General features: G+C 74.2%; 13 protein-coding genes. 7 read left to right on the forward strand and 6 right to left on the reverse strand.

Features of this window, described 5'->3' with window-relative positions; translation table 11 throughout:
* The first annotated feature begins 40 nt into the window (after positions 1 to 40).
* The 4 genes from egtD (at position 41) to WME89_RS38730 (ending at position 3,880) form a co-directional block, all read left to right on the forward strand.
* Positions 41 to 997, forward strand: a complete 957-nt coding sequence (gene egtD, locus WME89_RS38715; protein ID WP_438004617.1) for an L-histidine N(alpha)-methyltransferase — start codon at positions 41 to 43, stop codon at positions 995 to 997.
* Between the two features lie 126 nt (positions 998 to 1,123).
* On the forward strand, positions 1,124 to 2,470 hold the full coding sequence (locus tag WME89_RS38720) for a vitamin K epoxide reductase family protein (RefSeq protein WP_438004618.1): 1,347 nt from the start codon (positions 1,124 to 1,126) through the stop codon (positions 2,468 to 2,470).
* A gap of 7 nt (positions 2,471 to 2,477) precedes the next feature.
* Complete coding sequence (locus tag WME89_RS38725) at positions 2,478 to 3,176, forward strand: hypothetical protein (protein WP_436621635.1); 699 nt, start codon at positions 2,478 to 2,480, stop codon at positions 3,174 to 3,176.
* Complete coding sequence (locus tag WME89_RS38730; RefSeq protein WP_438004619.1) at positions 3,173 to 3,880, forward strand: TlpA family protein disulfide reductase; 708 nt, start codon at positions 3,173 to 3,175, stop codon at positions 3,878 to 3,880. Before WME89_RS38725 ends, WME89_RS38730 begins: the two co-directional genes overlap by 4 nt.
* Positions 3,881 to 4,157: 277 nt before the next feature.
* On the opposite strand, the gene WME89_RS38735 is transcribed toward WME89_RS38730, so the two are convergent.
* Together WME89_RS38735 and WME89_RS38740 are read right to left on the reverse strand one after the other, a co-directional pair.
* Positions 4,158 to 4,736, reverse strand: coding sequence for a methylated-DNA--[protein]-cysteine S-methyltransferase (locus WME89_RS38735; RefSeq protein ID WP_438004620.1), 579 nt, complete (start codon positions 4,734 to 4,736; stop codon positions 4,158 to 4,160).
* Positions 4,717 to 6,246, reverse strand: coding sequence for an AlkA N-terminal domain-containing protein (locus tag WME89_RS38740; RefSeq protein WP_438004621.1), 1,530 nt, complete (start codon positions 6,244 to 6,246; stop codon positions 4,717 to 4,719). Before WME89_RS38740 ends, WME89_RS38735 begins: the two co-directional genes overlap by 20 nt.
* Before the next feature lie 289 nt (positions 6,247 to 6,535).
* Between WME89_RS38740 and WME89_RS38745 the strand changes: the two genes are divergently transcribed.
* The gene (locus tag WME89_RS38745) at positions 6,536 to 7,585 is read left to right on the forward strand and encodes a Glu/Leu/Phe/Val dehydrogenase dimerization domain-containing protein (RefSeq protein ID WP_438004622.1); all 1,050 of its coding nucleotides are present in this window, start codon (positions 6,536 to 6,538) and stop codon (positions 7,583 to 7,585) included.
* 198 nt (positions 7,586 to 7,783) lie between these two features.
* Here WME89_RS38745 and WME89_RS38750 read toward each other — a convergent pair whose 3' ends face one another.
* From WME89_RS38750 to WME89_RS38760, 3 genes are all read right to left on the reverse strand, one after another.
* Positions 7,784 to 9,526, reverse strand: coding sequence for a carbon starvation CstA family protein (locus WME89_RS38750; protein WP_438004623.1), 1,743 nt, complete (start codon positions 9,524 to 9,526; stop codon positions 7,784 to 7,786).
* Between the two features lie 143 nt (positions 9,527 to 9,669).
* Complete coding sequence (locus WME89_RS38755; RefSeq protein ID WP_438004624.1) at positions 9,670 to 10,626, reverse strand: zinc-dependent alcohol dehydrogenase family protein; 957 nt, start codon at positions 10,624 to 10,626, stop codon at positions 9,670 to 9,672.
* A 346-nt stretch (positions 10,627 to 10,972) separates the two neighbouring features.
* Entirely contained in the window at positions 10,973 to 11,530 is a 558-nt protein-coding gene (locus tag WME89_RS38760) for a DJ-1 family glyoxalase III (protein WP_438004625.1), read from the reverse strand.
* Between the two features lie 99 nt (positions 11,531 to 11,629).
* Between WME89_RS38760 and WME89_RS38765 the strand changes: the two genes are divergently transcribed.
* Positions 11,630 to 14,146: an SUMF1/EgtB/PvdO family nonheme iron enzyme gene (locus WME89_RS38765; protein WP_438004626.1), complete on the forward strand. Its 2,517-nt coding sequence runs from the start codon at positions 11,630 to 11,632 to the stop codon at positions 14,144 to 14,146.
* A 172-nt stretch (positions 14,147 to 14,318) separates the two neighbouring features.
* Here WME89_RS38765 and WME89_RS38770 read toward each other — a convergent pair whose 3' ends face one another.
* Positions 14,319 to 14,990, reverse strand: a complete 672-nt coding sequence (locus WME89_RS38770; protein WP_438004627.1) for a YkgJ family cysteine cluster protein — start codon at positions 14,988 to 14,990, stop codon at positions 14,319 to 14,321.
* Positions 14,991 to 15,068: 78 nt separating this feature from the next.
* Between WME89_RS38770 and WME89_RS38775 the strand changes: the two genes are divergently transcribed.
* On the forward strand, positions 15,069 to 15,815 hold the full coding sequence (locus WME89_RS38775) for a glutamine amidotransferase (protein ID WP_438004628.1): 747 nt from the start codon (positions 15,069 to 15,071) through the stop codon (positions 15,813 to 15,815).
* Positions 15,816 to 15,840: the final 25 nt, after the last annotated feature.

Consider the following 15,840-nt stretch of genomic DNA (forward strand, 5'->3'; position numbering starts at 1 on the left):
AGGTCCGGTGATGCACAGGACAGAATCACTCGAGCGGTTCATGGCCGATGTCAGGGCGGGCCTGAAGGCGTCGCCCAAGCACCTGTCGCCGGAGTATTTTTACGATGCGCTCGGCTCGCACCTGTTCGAGGCGATCTGTCAGCTCCCCTGGTACCCGCTGACGCGCGCGGAGCGGGCGCTGCTCGAGCGGCACGCCGAGGAGATGGTCGCGCCGTTCGGGGCCGGCGCCTCGCTCGTCGAGCTCGGCTGTGGCAGCGGGGAGAAGCTCGCCCTCCTGGCGGCGCCGCTCTGCCGGCGGATCCCGCGCCTCAGCGTGCACCTCGTGGACGTCTCGGAGACGGCGCTCGACCTCTCGCGCCGGACCCTGAGCCGCCTGCCGAGGGTCGAGGCCTCGGCGCACCGGGCGAGGTACGAGGAAGGCCTTTCCCGCGCGACGGCGCGGCGCCCGGCGGGGCCGGACGGCGGGGGCGCGGTCCTCGTGCTGTTCCTCGGCTCGAACATCGGCAACCTGGACCCGGAAGCCGCGGCGGCGTTCCTCGAGACGCTGCGCGCCTCGCTCCGCCCCGGGGACGGGCTGCTGCTCGGCGCCGACCTCGTGAAGCCCGCGGCGGACCTCGTGCTCGCGTACGACGATCCGCTCGGCGTCACCGCCGCCTTCAACAAGAACCTGCTCGCGCGCATCAACCGGGAGCTCGGCGGGACGTTCGACCTGCGCTCGTTCGACCACCGCGCCGCGTGGAACGCGCAGAGCGCGCGCGTCGAGATGCACCTCGTCAGCCGCCGGCGGCAGGCGGTCCGCGTGGGCGCGCTCGACCTCGAGGTCGCCTTCGAGGAGGGCGAATCCATCTGGACAGAGAGCTCGTACAAATATGAGCCAGACGGGGTGGCGCGCATGGGCGAGCGCGCGGGCTTCCGCTGTTTCAAGCAATGGATCGAGCCGAACGGGCAGTTCTCGACGACGCTGCTCCTCGCCGAGGAGCGCGCGGCGAGCCGGTGAGCCGGCGGGCTCAACGCGGCGCGTCTCGCGTCGGCCCTCGGCGGGGCGCGCCCGGGCCTCGGGGGATGCCCGTACGCACGGGCGTCCTATTTGACGCGTTGCCTGCCCTCGCGTAACCACTCGGCCATGTCACGCAGTCGTAGCCCTCGCTGGCCTGCGGCGCTCGCGCTCGGCGGGTCGCTGCTCGGGTTGGCGTTCAGCGCCTCGTCGACGTTCGACTACATCCGGCACCTCGACCGGCAGGTCCACGACCTGCACTGCAGCTTCATCCCCGGCCTCAGCGCGCAGGAGGGCGCCGATACGGCCTGCCGTGTCGCGATGTACAGCCCCTACTCCGCCCTGTTCCGCGAGGGCTTCTGGGGCGGTATCCCGATCTCGCTGTTCGCGCTGGGCGCGTTCGCGTTCTTCGCGGCGTTCGCGCTCTACGTGCTGCTCTCCGCCGAGCACGCGCCGCGGCGCGCGGCGCACTTCCTCTTCGTCGCCGGCCTGACGCCGCTCGCGGTGTCGATCATGATGGCGATCATCTCGGCGGTGCGCCTCGGGGTGTTCTGCAAGACGTGCGTCGGCATGTACGTCTCGTCGGCGCTGCTCGCGGCCGGCGGCATCTGGGCGTTCCTCGAGGACCGGAGGGAGGCGCGCGCCGCGGCCTGGTCCAGCGCGGCGCCGCGCGCGGCCAGCGCGGCGGGCGCGGCCGGGGTGGGGCCCACGGTGCCGATGGCGCCCCTCGGCGTGGAAGGGCCGGGCGGGCCGGGCGCCGCGCCCCCCGCGCCGGCGCGCCGCATGGGCTCGAAGCTGCTCCTGCCGGGGTGGCTCGTCGCGCTGGGCGCGTGCACGGTCACGCCGGCGCTGCTCTACGCGAGCGCGCTGCCGAGCTACGCGAGCTACCTGAACGGCTGCGGCAAGCTGGAGAAGCCGACCGAGCCGAACGGCGCGCTGCTCCACGTGAAGCCCGCGGGCGCGGTGCAGCCGGCGACGATCTTCGTCGATCCGCTCTGCCCGACGTGCAAGGCCTTCCACCAGCGGCTCGTCTCCGAGGGGGTGTTCGACAAGCTCGACACCACGCTGGTGCTCTTCCCGCTGGACAGCGACTGCAACTGGATGCTCGACCGGCCGGTGCACCCGGGCGCGTGCCTCCTCTCCAAGGCGATCCTCTGCAGCGAGCACCGGGCGATGGATGTGCTCGAGTGGGCCTACGACAACCAGGAGGAGCTGCTCGCGGGCGCGAAGGCGGGGGCGGGCGTCGCCAACGTGCAGGCGGCGATCCGGCAGCGCTGGCCGGGGCTCGACGCGTGCATGGACTCGAAGGAGACGGCGCTGCGGCTGAACCGGATGCTCCGGTACATCGTGGACAACAAGCTCCAGGTCTCGACGCCGCAGATGTTCCTGGGGACGACGCGGCTCTGTGACGAGGATACCGACATCGGGCTGTCGTATTCGATAAGGCAGCTCGCGCCGGCCCTCCGGACGAGGTGAGGTGGTCATGAGAGGCGCAGGGATCATCGGGATCGTGGCCGGGTGCGCGATGCTGGTCGCGTCCGGCGTGACGGTGCACGGGCAGGTGCAGGCCGCTTCGCAGCGCCTGAAGACGGGGGTCGCCGAGGCGGTGAGGCCGGCCGTGGCGATCGCCAACGACGCCGAGGCGCCGTACTGCACGCCGGCGTTCAAGACGGTGCTGCAGCGGGTGCTCAACGCGTGCGGCCTGGTCGGGGCCGAGGCGCGGCGCGGGTGCCAGCCGGCCGACGTGAAGACGCTCGCGTCGATCAGCGACGACGACTTCAACGCGCTCTTCACGCCGCTGAAGGGGCGCGGAGGGGTCGTGATGTTCGACGACGGCTCGGAGAAGCTCGACGACGACTCGAAGAAGATGATCGAGGAGATGTGGCTCGATCGGCGCGGGGCGCGCTACTTCTTCATCGTGGCGCGGGCGTCGAAGACGGGGACGCCGGAGTTCAACCGGACCCTGTCGCACAAGCGCGCGAACAGCGTGCTCTTCGACATCTCCGACAAGTACAAGGAGCAGGACCTGGACAAGAAGGTCGGGATGCTGTGGCTCGGGAACGAGTTCGCCCAGCTCGGCGCGGAATACTGCCAATGGAACGTCTCGCGCAAGAACAAGGCATGTACGGCAGAGGCCATCAACCGGAGCGCGTTCGTCTCCTGGGTGGACTGCCAGCTGTGAGGAGGAGCGGCGCGCTCCGCTGCACCCTCGCTGCCCTGGCCGTCGCCGCAGGGCTCGCGGGCGGGTGCGACGGGGAGAAGAAGGCGGATCTGCCGCCGCCGCCGACGCCAGGCCAGGGGCGGAGCAACGCGGTGACGGCGCCTGGCGCGGCGGGGACCGCGAGCGCGAGGGCGCCCGCGAGCGCGGCGGCGTCGGTCGCGCCGGCCGCGCCGCGGCTCCTGTGCGCGGGGCAGTCGCCGCGGCCGGCGCCCTCGTCAGGGGGGCTCTCGGCGGTCGCCGCCAAGGGCGCGGAGCCGCTGCCGGCGAACATCGGGTTCGGCGTGGGGAAGTGGGTGTGGGTGAACTTCTGGGCGGCGTGGTGCAAGCCGTGCCTGGAGGAGATGCCGCGGCTGCTCGGGTGGCAGCAGAAGCTCCGGGCGGCCGGCGTGATGATCGACCTGGCGTTCATCTCCATCGACGACGACGAGCGGCAGCTCTCGCGGTTCCTGGAGGCGCAGCCGGGCACCGGGGTGCGCGCCTCGTACTGGCTGCCGGAAGGGCCCCAGCGGACCGGATGGCTGCGGTCGCTCGGCGTCAAGGAGGCGAACGAGCTGCCGGTTCACGCGATCGCGACGCCGGGCGGGCAGGTGACGTGCGTGATCCAGGGGGCCGTCGAGGACAGCGACTACCCGACGATCGCGGCGCTGCTCGGGGCGAAGAAGTAGGCGGCGGAGGCGTCGCGGGCTCTCGCGCTCGGAGGCGGGAGGTCTTGCCGAGCTCGAGAGCTCGAGAGCTCTGCGCATCGCGCGGTGCGGGGGACCCTGCCGGACTCACGTGCCCTCGCGCCTGCTCATTCTGGACTGATCATTCCAGAATGAACAGGCGCGAGGACGACTTGGCTCAGGCATGAGGCCAGCCGGCGTCGAGGGCGCTATCCCTCTTCACATCATGTGGCCTCGTGCCCGATGAGCATCTGAGTCACGGCAGCGACGTCATCTCATTTCAAGATCGTCCAGCCGCCAGGCGGTCTGCCTGCGCGTGCCCGCGCGCTGCGCCGCCGGGGCGCTCCGGAGCGCCGCGCACAGCGGCGCCGGCCTCGTGCGCGAGCAACCATCGCTTTCTCTCGAGGCCGCCGGCATAGCCCGTGAGCTCTCCGCCGGCCCCGATGACCCGATGGCACGGGATGACCAGACAGACCGGGTTCCGGCCGTTCGCCAGGCCGACAGCGCGGGACGCCGACGGCTGTCCGAGCGACGCGGCGACCTCGCCGTACGCGCGCGTCGCGCCAGGAGGGATGCGCTGCACCTCCGCCCAGACGCGGCGCTGGAAGGGAGTCCCGCCAGGCTCGACGGGGACGCCCGAGAGCGCGCCGTGATCGCCATGCAGGTACGCCCTCAGCCGGCTGGAGAAGCCAGAGGGGTCCGCGGCGCCGCGGAGCGCGACGGCGCCATACCGCGCCGCCAGCGAGCGGTGGAGACGCGGCGCGCAGTCAGCGAACTCGAGCGCGTGAACCGCGCCGCCCCCGGCCACCAGCAGCAAGGCCCCGACCGGCGTCTCCACTTCATCCAACAAGAGCTCCACTCGACACCTCCCTCTCCGCGGGACGCGCTCCCTGCGCGTCCGCCATCCACAAGAGCATCGCCGCGTAGGCCCGCCACGGGCGCCACGCCTCCGCCATCGCCAGGAGACCCGCGCCGGAGATCCCGCCGAGCGCGCGCCGGAGGCCGAGATCCGTGGCCGGGAAGGCGTCCGGCTCACGCAGCGCCCGCATCGCGATGTAGTGCGCGGTCCACTCGCCGATGCCGGGCACGCCGGCGAGCGTGCGCACCGTCTCCTCCAGGCCGCGCGAGGCGTCGAGCGCTACCTCGCCGCGCGCCACGCGCGCCGCGAGCGAGGAGATCGCCGCCGCGCGCGCCCGCGGCATGCCGAGATGCGTCAGGTCGGCCGCGGCGAGCGCCTCGGGCGCCGGGAAGACGAAGCAGAGCCCCCCGCCAGCGTCCTCGGGTAGAAGGCCGCCGCGCAGCGAGAGCGGCTCGCCGTGCCGCGCGACGAGGCGGCCGGCGAGCTGCGTCGCGGCGCGCACGCTCACCTGCTGGCCAAGGATCGCCCGCACCGCGAGCTCGAAGCCGTCCCACGCGCCCGGCACGCGCACGCCCGGCATCGCCGCGACCCACGGGGCGAGCCGCGGGTCGGCACCGAGGTGCGCCGCGATCGCGTCGGGATCCGCGCCGAGGTCGAAGAGCCGCCGCAGGCGCTCGGCGCAGTGGATCAGCCCGTCGGTGCCGGGCAGGCGCAGCCGCGCGAGGAGGTAAGGCTCGCCAGGCACCGGGCGCACCTCGACCACGCCGTGCCCGCCAGCCGCGCGCACCGTGCGGCGGTACACGCCGGGGCCCGCGGACTCGACGCCGGGGATGGCGCGCGCGCCGAGGAAGCCCGCCAGGGCGCCCCAGTCGAGGGGCGGGCGGAACGGAAGGCGGAGCGCGATGTCCGGCGCGCCGGTGTCCGCTCGCGCCGCCCCCCCGCCCCGCTTCGCGGCGGCCTGGCGCAGCTCGCGCGGCGTCCGCGCGTAGGTGGCGCGGATCGCGTCGTTGAAGCGGCGGACGCTCGAGAACCCCGACGAGAGCGCCACCTCCGTCATGGAGAGCGCGGTCTCGTCGAGGAGCTTCTTCGCGAAGAGCAGGCGCCGCGTCTGCGCCACCGCGAGCGGAGGGGCGCCGACGTGCCGCAGGAAGAGCCGCCGCAGGTGGCGCTCGCCCACGCCGAGCCGCGCCGCGAGCGCCGGGGCGTCCGCGTCGTCCAGCGCGCCCTCCGCGATGAGCCGGAGCGCCCGCGAGACGACCGCCGACGTGCCCAGCCACGCGGGCGTCCCGGGCGAGGCCTCGGGGCGGCAGCGCAAGCACGGGCGGTAGCCGGCCTCCTGCGCGGCGGCCGCCGAGGGGAAGAACACGCAGCGCTCCCGCCTCGGCGTGCGCGCCGGGCAGACCGGGCGACAGTAGATGCCCGTGGAGCGCACGCCCGTGAAGAAGCGACCGTCGAAGCGATGGTCGCGGGTCTCGAGCGCGCGGTAGCAAGCGTCTTCGTCGAGGCGCATGCGGAGCGTCTAGCGCGGGGGACGCCGCGCCTCTGGCGCTTTTCGGACCTGAGAGGGAGGACGCTGGCAGCGGCGGTCGTGCGCGCCTCCGGCGAGGCTCGCAGAGGATACCAAGCATTTGATATCGTTTACTATTTCATTCTTTCCTCCTCGCCGCCGTCGCGGGTCCCCTCACCACCGCCGCTCGCGGAGCCTGGCCGTCCCGCCGCGCCGGGTGAGCCGCGGCGCGGGCTGGACGCCGGGCGCGCCGGCCCAGGCGGCCGCGGCGGGGTGGTACGCTCGGCGCGGCATGAAGAGCGTCTTCGACACCCTGGCCGCCATGGGGCACGAGCAGGTGCTGTTCTGCGCGGACGAGCCCGCGGGCTACCGCGCGATCATCGCCATCCACAGCACCGCGCTGGGCCCCGCGCTCGGCGGCACGCGGCTCCTCCGGTACGCGAGCGACGAGGACGCGCTCGTGGACGCGCTGCGCCTGTCGCGCGGCATGACCTACAAGAACGCGCTGGCCGGCATGGACGTCGGCGGCGGCAAGGCGGTCATCCTCCGCAGCGGCGCGGAGCCGCTCGACCGGGAGCGGCTCTTCGGCGCGCACGGGCGGTTCATCGAGCGCCTCGGCGGCAGGTTCATCACCGGCGAGGACGTGGGCACCACGCCCGCCGACATGGGGCTCATCCGGCGCGAGACGCGCCACGTCAAGGGGCTCGCCGGCGAGGGGGGCGACCCGTCGCCGTGGACCGCGAGGGGCGTGCTCCGCGCCATCCAGGCGGCGGCCCGCCACCGCTGGGGCAGCGACGACCTCGCGGGCCGGACCGTCGCGCTCCAGGGCTGCGGCAGCGTCGGCAGCCGGCTCGCCGCCGAGCTCCACCGGACGGGCGCGCGGCTCATCGTCGCGGACGTCGAGGCGGAGCGCGCCCGCCACGTCGCGGCCGAGCTCGGGGCTTCCGTCGCGCCGCCGGACGAGATCGCCTCGGTCCAGGCCGACATCTTCGCCCCGTGCGCGCTCGGCGGCGTCTTCGACGACCGCGCCGTGCAGGCGCTCCGCGCGGAGATCGTCGCCGGCGCGGCCAACAACCAGCTCCTCGAGCCGCGCCACGGCGACGCGCTCGCGGCGCGCGGCGTCCTCTACGTGCCCGACGTCGTCGCCAACGCGGGCGGCGTGCTGAGCGGCGGCGCGGATCTCTTCGGCTGGTCCCGCGCGGAGGTCGAGCGGCGCGTCCATGCGATCTTCGACACGGTCCTCCTGGTCCTCGACATGGCGAAGGTCGACGGCGTCCCGCCGCACCTCGCCGCCGAGCGGCTGGCCGAGCGGCGCCTGCGCGACCGCGCCGCGGCGGGGTGACGCCCGGGCGCGCCGCCCTCTCCCGCCGCGCGCCGCCCTCTCCCGGCGCGCGCCGCCCTCTCCCGCCGCGCGCCGCCCTCTCCCGCCGCGCGCCGTCCTCTCCCGCCGCGCGCCGTCCTCTCCCGCCGCGCGCCGTCCTCTCCCGCCGCGCGCCGTCCTCTGCCCGGCGCCCGCTGTCCCCGATCGCCCGGGCGCCCCTCAGCGCGCCGGGCCGGCCACCGGCTCCCCGACCGGCCCGCCGTTCTTCATCGCCTTCACCGCCTCGACAAGCAGCGACACGGCGAGCCCGATCAGCGCGAGCCCCACGAGGCCGTTCATCGTCGTCGCGTTCAGCGCGAGCCCCTCGGTCCGCACCGCGTTCAGCGCGGTCCGCACCTGGAGGACGAGGGCCCACACCGTGATCACCATGACGAACACCATCGGGATCGCCGTGTACCAGATGCGCCGCTTCTCGCGGTGCAGCCAGACCGTGACCGCGAGGAGCGTCAGCGCCGCGAGCAGCTGGTTGCTCGTGCCGAACAGCGTCCAGAAGTCGAGGTACGCCGGGCGCACGCCGGGCGCGGGCGGGCGCGCGGTCATGATGAACAGCGTCGGCGGCGCCAGCGAGAGCGCGGTCGCCGCCGCGGACGCGGCCCTCCCCTTCCAGTGGAACAGCTCCTGGAGGATGTAGCGGCTGAGGCGCGTCGAGACGTCCAGCGTATCGAACACGAAGGTGGAGAACGCCATCGCGCCGAACGTCGCGGCGAAGAGGAAGTGCTCCTTGCCGATGATCACCGTGAGGAACTTGCCGATGCCGTCGCCGTAGATCTTGCCCGGCCCGCCCAGCTTCGTCCCCTGCGCCACGATGACGAGCGTCGCGAGCGCGATCAGCGCGACGAAGGCCTCGGCCAGCATCGCGCCGTAGCCGACCGAGTGCGTGTGCGACTCCTTCGAGATCTGCTTGGACGTGGTCCCGGAGCAGACGAGCCCGTGGAAGCCGGAGCAGGCGCCGCAGGCGATGGTGACGAAGAGGAACGGGAAGAGCGCCCCGGTCGCGCCGGGGGCGTTGAACGTGGTGAAGGCGGGCTGCCGGAGCTCGAACTCCCCCGGATACCGGAGGTTCCCGAAGAAGATCCCGATCACGCCCACAGCGAGCGCGATGTAGAGGACGAACCCGCCGAGGTAGCCGCGCGGCTGGAGGAGCAGCCAGACCGGCAGGAGCGAGGCAACGAAGCAGTAGACGAGGATGATGAGGCCGAACGCGCGCTGCGGGTTGTCGACCGGCAGCACGAACGCGGTCGAGATCTTCGTGCCCATCCAGACGACGGCGAGCGTCGCGGGGACGAAGATCAGGGTGGTGAGCCAGAGCGGCGGCTTGAGGTACCGCTCGACGACGCCCATGACGATGGAGAGCCCGAGGTACGCGGCGCTCGCCGCGGCGACGGCGCCGCCGGGGTTGAACTGGAAGGTGCCGCCCTCGAACTCCTCGGTCTTGCCGACGAAGGTGCTCGCCGTGATGTCCGTGAAGGCGACGATCACGTACGCGAGCGCGAGCCAGATGAAGATCATCATCGACAGCCAGGCGCGCCGGCCGATGTGCCGCTTCGCGATCTCGGCGACGCTCTCGGCCTCGTGGCGGACGCTCGCGATGAGCGCGGAGAAGTCGTGCACCGCCCCGATGAACACGACGCCGATCGCGATCCAGAGCACGCAGGGGAGCCACCCGAACGCCTGGCCGGCGAGGATCGGGCCCGCGATCGGCCCCGCGGCGGCGATGGCGCTGAAGTGCTGCCCGAAGAGGTAGAACGGCTTCGTGGGCACGTAGTCGTCGCCGTCGTTCACCTTGACCGCGGGCGTCACGACGCTGTCGTCGAGCGCGTAGTTGCGCGCGACGAGCCTCCCGTAAAAGCGGTAGCCAAGGCACAGCACGACGACGACGGTCAGGGCTAGCAGCGGCAGCACGCGGCGCAGTATAAGGCCAACCACGCGCGGTTGTGGTCCCGCAAACGGGCCCGATCTGCGACGGGCGACGGGCGGGTGGCGACGGGCGGGTGGCGACGGGCGGGTGGCGGCGGGCGGGTGGCGACGGGCGGCGGGCGGGCGGCTCAGCCTTTCGCGATCGCGAGGATCAGCTTGCCGGCGCCGTGGCCCGAGTCGAGGCGCCGGTGCGCCTCGGCGACCTGCTCGAGCGGCAGCACCCCGGCGATGAGGGGCGACGCGAGCCCTCGCTCGAAGAGCGGCGTCATCTCGCGGAGGCGCGCCCCCTCCCGGGTCAGGAAGACGCCGTGGAGCGTCTGGTTCTTGACGTAGAGCTGGGACAGATCCCCCCGCGGCGCGAGGATGCAGGCGAGGCGGCCGCCCGGGCGCGTCGCGCGCAGGCTCTTGGCGACGAGATCTCCGCCCACCGTGTCGAAGACCGCATCGACGCCGGCGCCGCCGGTCTCGCTCAGGGCGACGTCGGCCGGGTCCTCGGACGTGTAGTCGATGGGGCGGTCGACGCCGAGCCCGCGCAGCAGCTCCTGGTTGGCCGCGCCGGCGGAGGCGAGCACGCGGGCGCCGGCGGCGCGGGCGAACTGCACGGCGAACGAGCCCACGCCGCCCGCGCCGCCGTGGATGAGCACCGTCTCCCCCGGCTTCACCGCGAGCCTGCGCACGACCGCCTCCCACGCGGTGCCGCCCGCGAGCGGGACGGCGGCCGCCTCGACGTGCGACATGCCGCGCGGCTTCCTCGCGACGATCGACGCGGGGGCGACGTTGTACTCGGCGTAGCTGCCGGACGGGTTGCCGAAGATCTCCGGCGTGTAGAAGACCTCGTCGCCGGGGGCGAGGTCGCGGACGCCCGGGCCGACCGCCTCGACGACCCCGGAGACGTCGTAGCCGAGGACCGCCGGCGGCGCGATCTGCGCCCAGGCGCCGGCGGCCCGGATCTTCGCGTCGACCGGGTTCGTCCCCGACGCGACGACGCGCACCAGGACCTCGCCTGGGCCGGGCGAAGGTCGCTCTACCTCACGCAGCTCGAACAGCTCGGGCCCGCCGAAGGCGGGGATGACCATGGCTCGCATTTCACCTCTCCTCGCCGGCCAGCGTGGCGCACGTCCTGGAGCGCGCCGGCCGGCCGCCATCCTAGAACAGGAGCGGCCCCGAGCCGCTCCCAGAGCACCCGCGTTCGATGGACTCGGGAGCCTGCACCAAAGGATGTTCTGTCCCCCCTGAGGCAACCCCTCGAATTCTTCGGAAACTTCACAGGGAGGCGGGGAGACGGGGAGACAAGTCTTCAAATACTCCCTGCCTCCCCGCCTCCCTGTTCAATTTCCCCGCTGAAAAGGGCCGCAGAATGAGGGGACTCCTCGGCTGTCACCCTGGCCCGACGCGGCAGCTTCGTTTGAACGCTCCGCTCGCCGCCCTCGCTCAGGAGGGCAGCATCATCGGCGCGCGCACCTTCGCCGCGACCTCCTCGCCGCGGAGCCGCGCGACGAGCGCGAGCGCGAACGGGAGCGCGGTGCCAGGCCCCTGGCTGGTCACGAGCTGCCCGTCCTCCACGACCGGGCTCGCGACGAGCTCGCCGTGCGCCGACACGACGTCGTTCACGGACGGGTGGCACGCCATCCTCCTGCCCTGGAAGAGCCCGTGCGCCGCGAGCACCATCGGCGCCGCGCAGATCGCCGCGACCGCGCGGCCCGCGTGCGCCTGCGCGTGAAGGCGCTCCCCGACGGCCGGCGAGGCGGCCAGCCGGTCGGCGCCGCCCTTGCCGCCCGGGAGGACGACGACGTCGAAGTCGCCCGCCACCGCCGAGAGCTCCGCGTCGGGCACGAGGCGCACGCCGCGGCTGCAGCGCACCGGCCCCGGGCCGTCGAGCCCGGCGAGGACGACCTCGACCTCGGCGCGCCGGAGGACATCGACGATGATGGTCGTTTCCATCTCCTCAGCCCCCTCGGCCAGGATCACGAGCGCTCGCGGTGTCTTCATGACCGCCGGCATGGCGCCGCGCGCCGCCGGATGCAAGCGGAGCCAGGCCGCGCGCCGACCCCCCTTTGCCTGGGGACAGCTCCGCGCTAGGAGCGGGGCATGACGGAGCCCTCCGACGACCCGTTCGGCCTCGCTGGACACACCATCGAAGGGAAGTACCGCGTCGACGCGGTCATCGGCGATGGCGGGTTCGGCGTCGTCTACCGCGGGGTGCACGAGGGCTTCGGCGAGCTCATCGCGATCAAGTGCCTGAAGCTGCCGACCTCGCTCGACGCCGCGGAGCGCGACGCGCTGCTCGAGACGCTGCGCGGCGAGGGGCGGATCCTGCACCGGCTGTCGCGGGCCTCGTCGGGCATCGTGCAGGCGCTCGACGTCGGCGCGTTCACCACCCGGGCCGGCGTGTGGGTGCCCTACCTCGTGCTGGAGTGGCTGGAGGGCCAGACGCTCGGGCAGTACCTCCGCGACCGGCGCGACCGCGGCGAGGCCGGCATGTCGATCGCCGAGGCGCTCCAGCTGCTCTCGCCGGCCGCGCGCGCGCTCGCGGTCGCGCACGCGCACAAGGTGGCGCACCGGGACGTGAAGCCCGCGAACCTGTTCCTCTCCGAGGTCGGCGGGGCGCGGACGCTCAAGGTGCTCGATTTCGGCATCGCGAAGGTGCTCGCCGACCACCCCACCTTCACCGAGGCGCTCGCGGCGACCCGGCAGGGGCCGAGCGCTTTCACGCCGCGCTACGGGGCGCCCGAGCAGTTCAACAAGGCCCGCGGCGCGACCGGCCCCTGGACCGACGTGTTCGCGCTCGCGCTCATCTTCGTCGAGCTCGTGAGCGGCAAGCGCGCGCTCGAGGGGGACGACCCCACGCAGCTCTACATCGCCTCGGCCGACCCGGCGGTGCGCCCGACGCTGCGGGCGCGCGGGCTCCCGGACGCGCCGGAGGCGATCGAGCGCGTGCTCGACAAGGCGCTCTCCATCGAGCCGAAGCACCGCTTCACGAGCGCGGGCGAGTTCTGGGACGCGCTCTCGGCGGCGGCGCGCGGCGAGCGCGCGGGCTCGGGCGCAGGTGCAGGCGCGTGGCTCGACGCGCCCGGCGCGGAGCACGCCGGGGGCCTGTCGACGGCGGAGTACGCGGCCGCGCGCGGGCTCGGCGTCGGGGCCGGAGACGCCGGCTCGCCGGTCGGGCCGACGGTGCTCGCCGACTCGCTCGCGCCCGCCGCGGCGCGGCCCGCCGTCGTCAAGGTGAGCCACGGCGGCGCGAGCGGCTTCGCGGACGCCCGCGCCGGCGCGACGGGCGGCGCCGCCGGGGCGGCCAGCGCGCTCGCGACGGGTGGCTCCCGGACCGCGCAGGTCGACGACTCCATGATCGAGACGGTGGCGCCCGCCGGGTACCCCGCCGCGCGCCCGCCGTCCCCGCCGCCCGCCCACCCCGCGGCCGCCCCGCCCCCCGCGGGCGGGCCGCCTCACGCCGCGCTCCCCGCGGGCGGGCCGCCTCACGCCGCGCCGCCCGTCGCCCCGCCGCAGGGCGGCCGCAGCCCTGCGCGCGCGGCGCTGCCCTGGCTCCTCCTCGCGACGGTCCTGCTCGGCGGCGCCGGCGCGGCGGCGTACTTCCTGGTCCTGGCGAAGGCGCCCGACAGCAAGAAGCCGGCGCGGGCGCCCGCCGCGCGCGCCTCGGCCGCGGCGTCGCCGGCCGGGCGCGCCGCTTCGGCCCCGGCCGGCACGGCGGCGGTCGCCACCGCCGCCCCCGCCGAGAGCGCCTCGGCCGCGGTGTCGGCGGCGGCGACGCTCCCGGCGCCGCCCGCCGACATGGTCTACATCGCGCCGCTCACGACCACGATCGGCGGCGCGGGCGAGGCGCGCCAGGTGACGCTCACCCGGGGTTTCTACATCGATCGCAACGAGGTGACCGTCCGCGCCTACCGCGCCTGCATGCAGCAGCGCATGTGCTCGACGGCCGATCACGTCTCGCTGACGCCCGAGCTCCTGCCCGGCGTGCAGGCGCCCGTGGCGGCCCAGGACCAGCGAGAGGCCGAGATCTGGTCGCGGCGCTGCAACGAGCCCCGCGGCGCGACCGGGCACCCGATCAACTGCGTCGACTACTCCCAGGCCGAGAGCTACTGCCGCTTCCGGGGCCGCCGGCTGCCGACGGAGGCGGAGTGGGAGGTGGCGGCGCGCGGCGCGGCGGGGCGCGCCTACGTCTGGGGCGACGACGCGCCGACGTGCGAGCGCGCCTGCTACGACCGCAACGAGGGCTGCCTCCCGCGCGGCGCCGACGTGGCGACCTGCGCGTCCGGCGCCCACCCCAGCGATCGCACGCCGGAGGGCATCTACGATCTCGGCGGCAACGTGTCCGAGTGGGTCTCGGACGGCCTCGTCTTCCCCCCGCCCGGCGGCGAGAACCCGCAGGGCGACCCGTCGTTCCCGCTCAAGGTGGTGCGCGGCGGGAGCTTCCTGGACGGCGCCGAGAAGCTCTCCGCCACGTACCGCACCGCCGCGGCGCCGGTGACGGCGCACGCCTGGATCGGCTTCCGCTGCGCCATGGATGTCTCCGCGCCGGAGGGCGGCCCGGCCCCGGCGCGCGACGATCAGGCCGCGCCGGCTCAGGAGGACGCGCCGACGCCTTGATGATCGCCGGGCCGCGGGGGTGGAGGCGCCGCCCGCGGCTGCAGGAGCCGCTGGCGAAGAAGATCAGGAGTCCAGCGATGCGCTGCGCCCCGATCCGCGCGGCGGGCGCCCGCTCCGCCGCCTCCATGTCCCGCTCGCGCATCGCGAGATCGCGGGCCGCGCCCGCCGGCGGCTACCGCGCCGCGTGCGCCGCGTGCGCCGCGTCGACAGGCGCCCCGTCGCGCAGGCCGAGCGTCTCCTCGCGCGCCGACAGGCACGCTTCGCTCCCCACCACGAACGCGCGGCAGTTGTCCGGTCTGAGCTCGTAGATCGCGCAGCGCCTGTCCTCGCAGAGGTGCTGGCAGCGCCCGCTCGCCGCGAAGCGCAGCGTGATCTTCCCGTCCCGCGCCCGCTGCACGTACGCGCGCCCCGCGAGATCCCCGCGCCCGGCGCCCCGCCAGCGCGAGAGGTCCACGTCGTCGAGCACCACGTTGGCGTCGTGGCAGCATGCCCCGCACTCGAGGCAGTCGAGCGCCACCTCGCGGACCGCCCCCGGATGCACGCTGTCGCGCTCGCACCAGTCGAGGACCGAGCCCTCGTACTGTCGCTTCACCCGCGCCGTCGCGAGCCCCTGCGCCGGGCCCTCGCTCACGCGGCGGAAGCGCTGCTGCTCGATCGACAGGAGCGACCACAGCCCGAGCTCCGTGAGCTCTCCCTGCGCGTCGACGGCGAGGAGGAGATCGACCCGCTCGTCCGGAAGCACGATGGCCGCCTGTCCGCCCGCCCTGACGTGCGCCGCGGCGCGGGCCAGGAAACGCGGGCGAAACCGACGCCAGACCGGGCGCGACACGACATAGGCGGACATGGGGGAGCATCTTCGCGCTCCCGCGCCGCGCTGCCAAGTCCCGCCCTCGCGCGGCGGCCGCTCTGCTATGTTGAAAGGGTGGTACGAGACAAGAAGATCGTCATCGTGAAGACCGGTGAGCCCGTTCCCCCGGTCCTCGAGCGGCGCGGCCAGTTCGCGGCCCTGATCGAGCAGGCGATCGGGTCCGCCTGGCGCGGCGGATACGCCACCTTCGACGCCCGCGCGGGCGAGTTCCCCGCGCCCGACGCCGACGAGGCCGCCGCCTTCGTCATCACCGGCTCGTCGGCCAACGTCCCCCACCGCGAGCCCTGGATGCTCCGCACCGAGGCGTGGCTGCGCGACGTCGTGCGCGCCGGCACCCCGACGTTCGGCATCTGCTTCGGCCACCAGATCCTCGCCCAGGCCCTCGGCGGCGAGTGCATCCGCAACCCGCGCGGCCGCGAGATCGGCCGGATCCGCGTCCAGCGCCGCGCCGACGACCCTCTCTTCGACGGGCTCCCGTCGAGCTTCGAGACGCACGCGACCCACATCGACACGGTCGGCACGCTGCCCGAGGGCGCGCGCAGCCTCGCGTTCACCGAGCTCGATGACCACCAGGCCATCCGCTTCACCAGCACCTGCTACGGCGTGCAGTTCCACCCCGAGATGGACCACGACGTCATCGCCGGCTACATCGCGTGGCGGCGCGAGATCATCGAGGCCGAGGGCCTCGACGTCCCGGCGCTCCTCGCCCGCCTCTCCCCGGATCAGCTCGGCACCCGGACGCTGCACAACTTCATCGAGCACATCGTCCCGCGCGGCGCCGGACGTACGCAGTCCGCCTGACCTGGGTAATCACCTGCCTGACTGA

This window comes from Sorangium sp. So ce321 (genome assembly GCF_051530195.1).
Taxonomy (GTDB): Bacteria; Myxococcota_A; Polyangia; order Polyangiales; family Polyangiaceae; genus Sorangium.

Coding starts and splice junctions, on each gene's coding strand:
- WME89_RS38770 (WP_438004627.1), bottom strand. CDS start 14,990: ATGTCCGCCTATGTCGTGTCGCGCCCGGTCTGGCGTCGGTTTCGCCCG.
- WME89_RS38740 (WP_438004621.1), bottom strand. CDS start 6,246: ATGCGCCTCGACGAAGACGCTTGCTACCGCGCGCTCGAGACCCGCGAC.
- WME89_RS38720 (WP_438004618.1), top strand. CDS start 1,124: ATGTCACGCAGTCGTAGCCCTCGCTGGCCTGCGGCGCTCGCGCTCGGC.
- WME89_RS38755 (WP_438004624.1), bottom strand. CDS start 10,626: ATGCGAGCCATGGTCATCCCCGCCTTCGGCGGGCCCGAGCTGTTCGAG.
- WME89_RS38760 (WP_438004625.1), bottom strand. CDS start 11,530: ATGAAGACACCGCGAGCGCTCGTGATCCTGGCCGAGGGGGCTGAGGAG.
- egtD (WP_438004617.1), top strand. CDS start 41: ATGGCCGATGTCAGGGCGGGCCTGAAGGCGTCGCCCAAGCACCTGTCG.
- WME89_RS38765 (WP_438004626.1), top strand. CDS start 11,630: ATGACGGAGCCCTCCGACGACCCGTTCGGCCTCGCTGGACACACCATC.
- WME89_RS38745 (WP_438004622.1), top strand. CDS start 6,536: ATGAAGAGCGTCTTCGACACCCTGGCCGCCATGGGGCACGAGCAGGTG.
- WME89_RS38725 (WP_436621635.1), top strand. CDS start 2,478: ATGAGAGGCGCAGGGATCATCGGGATCGTGGCCGGGTGCGCGATGCTG.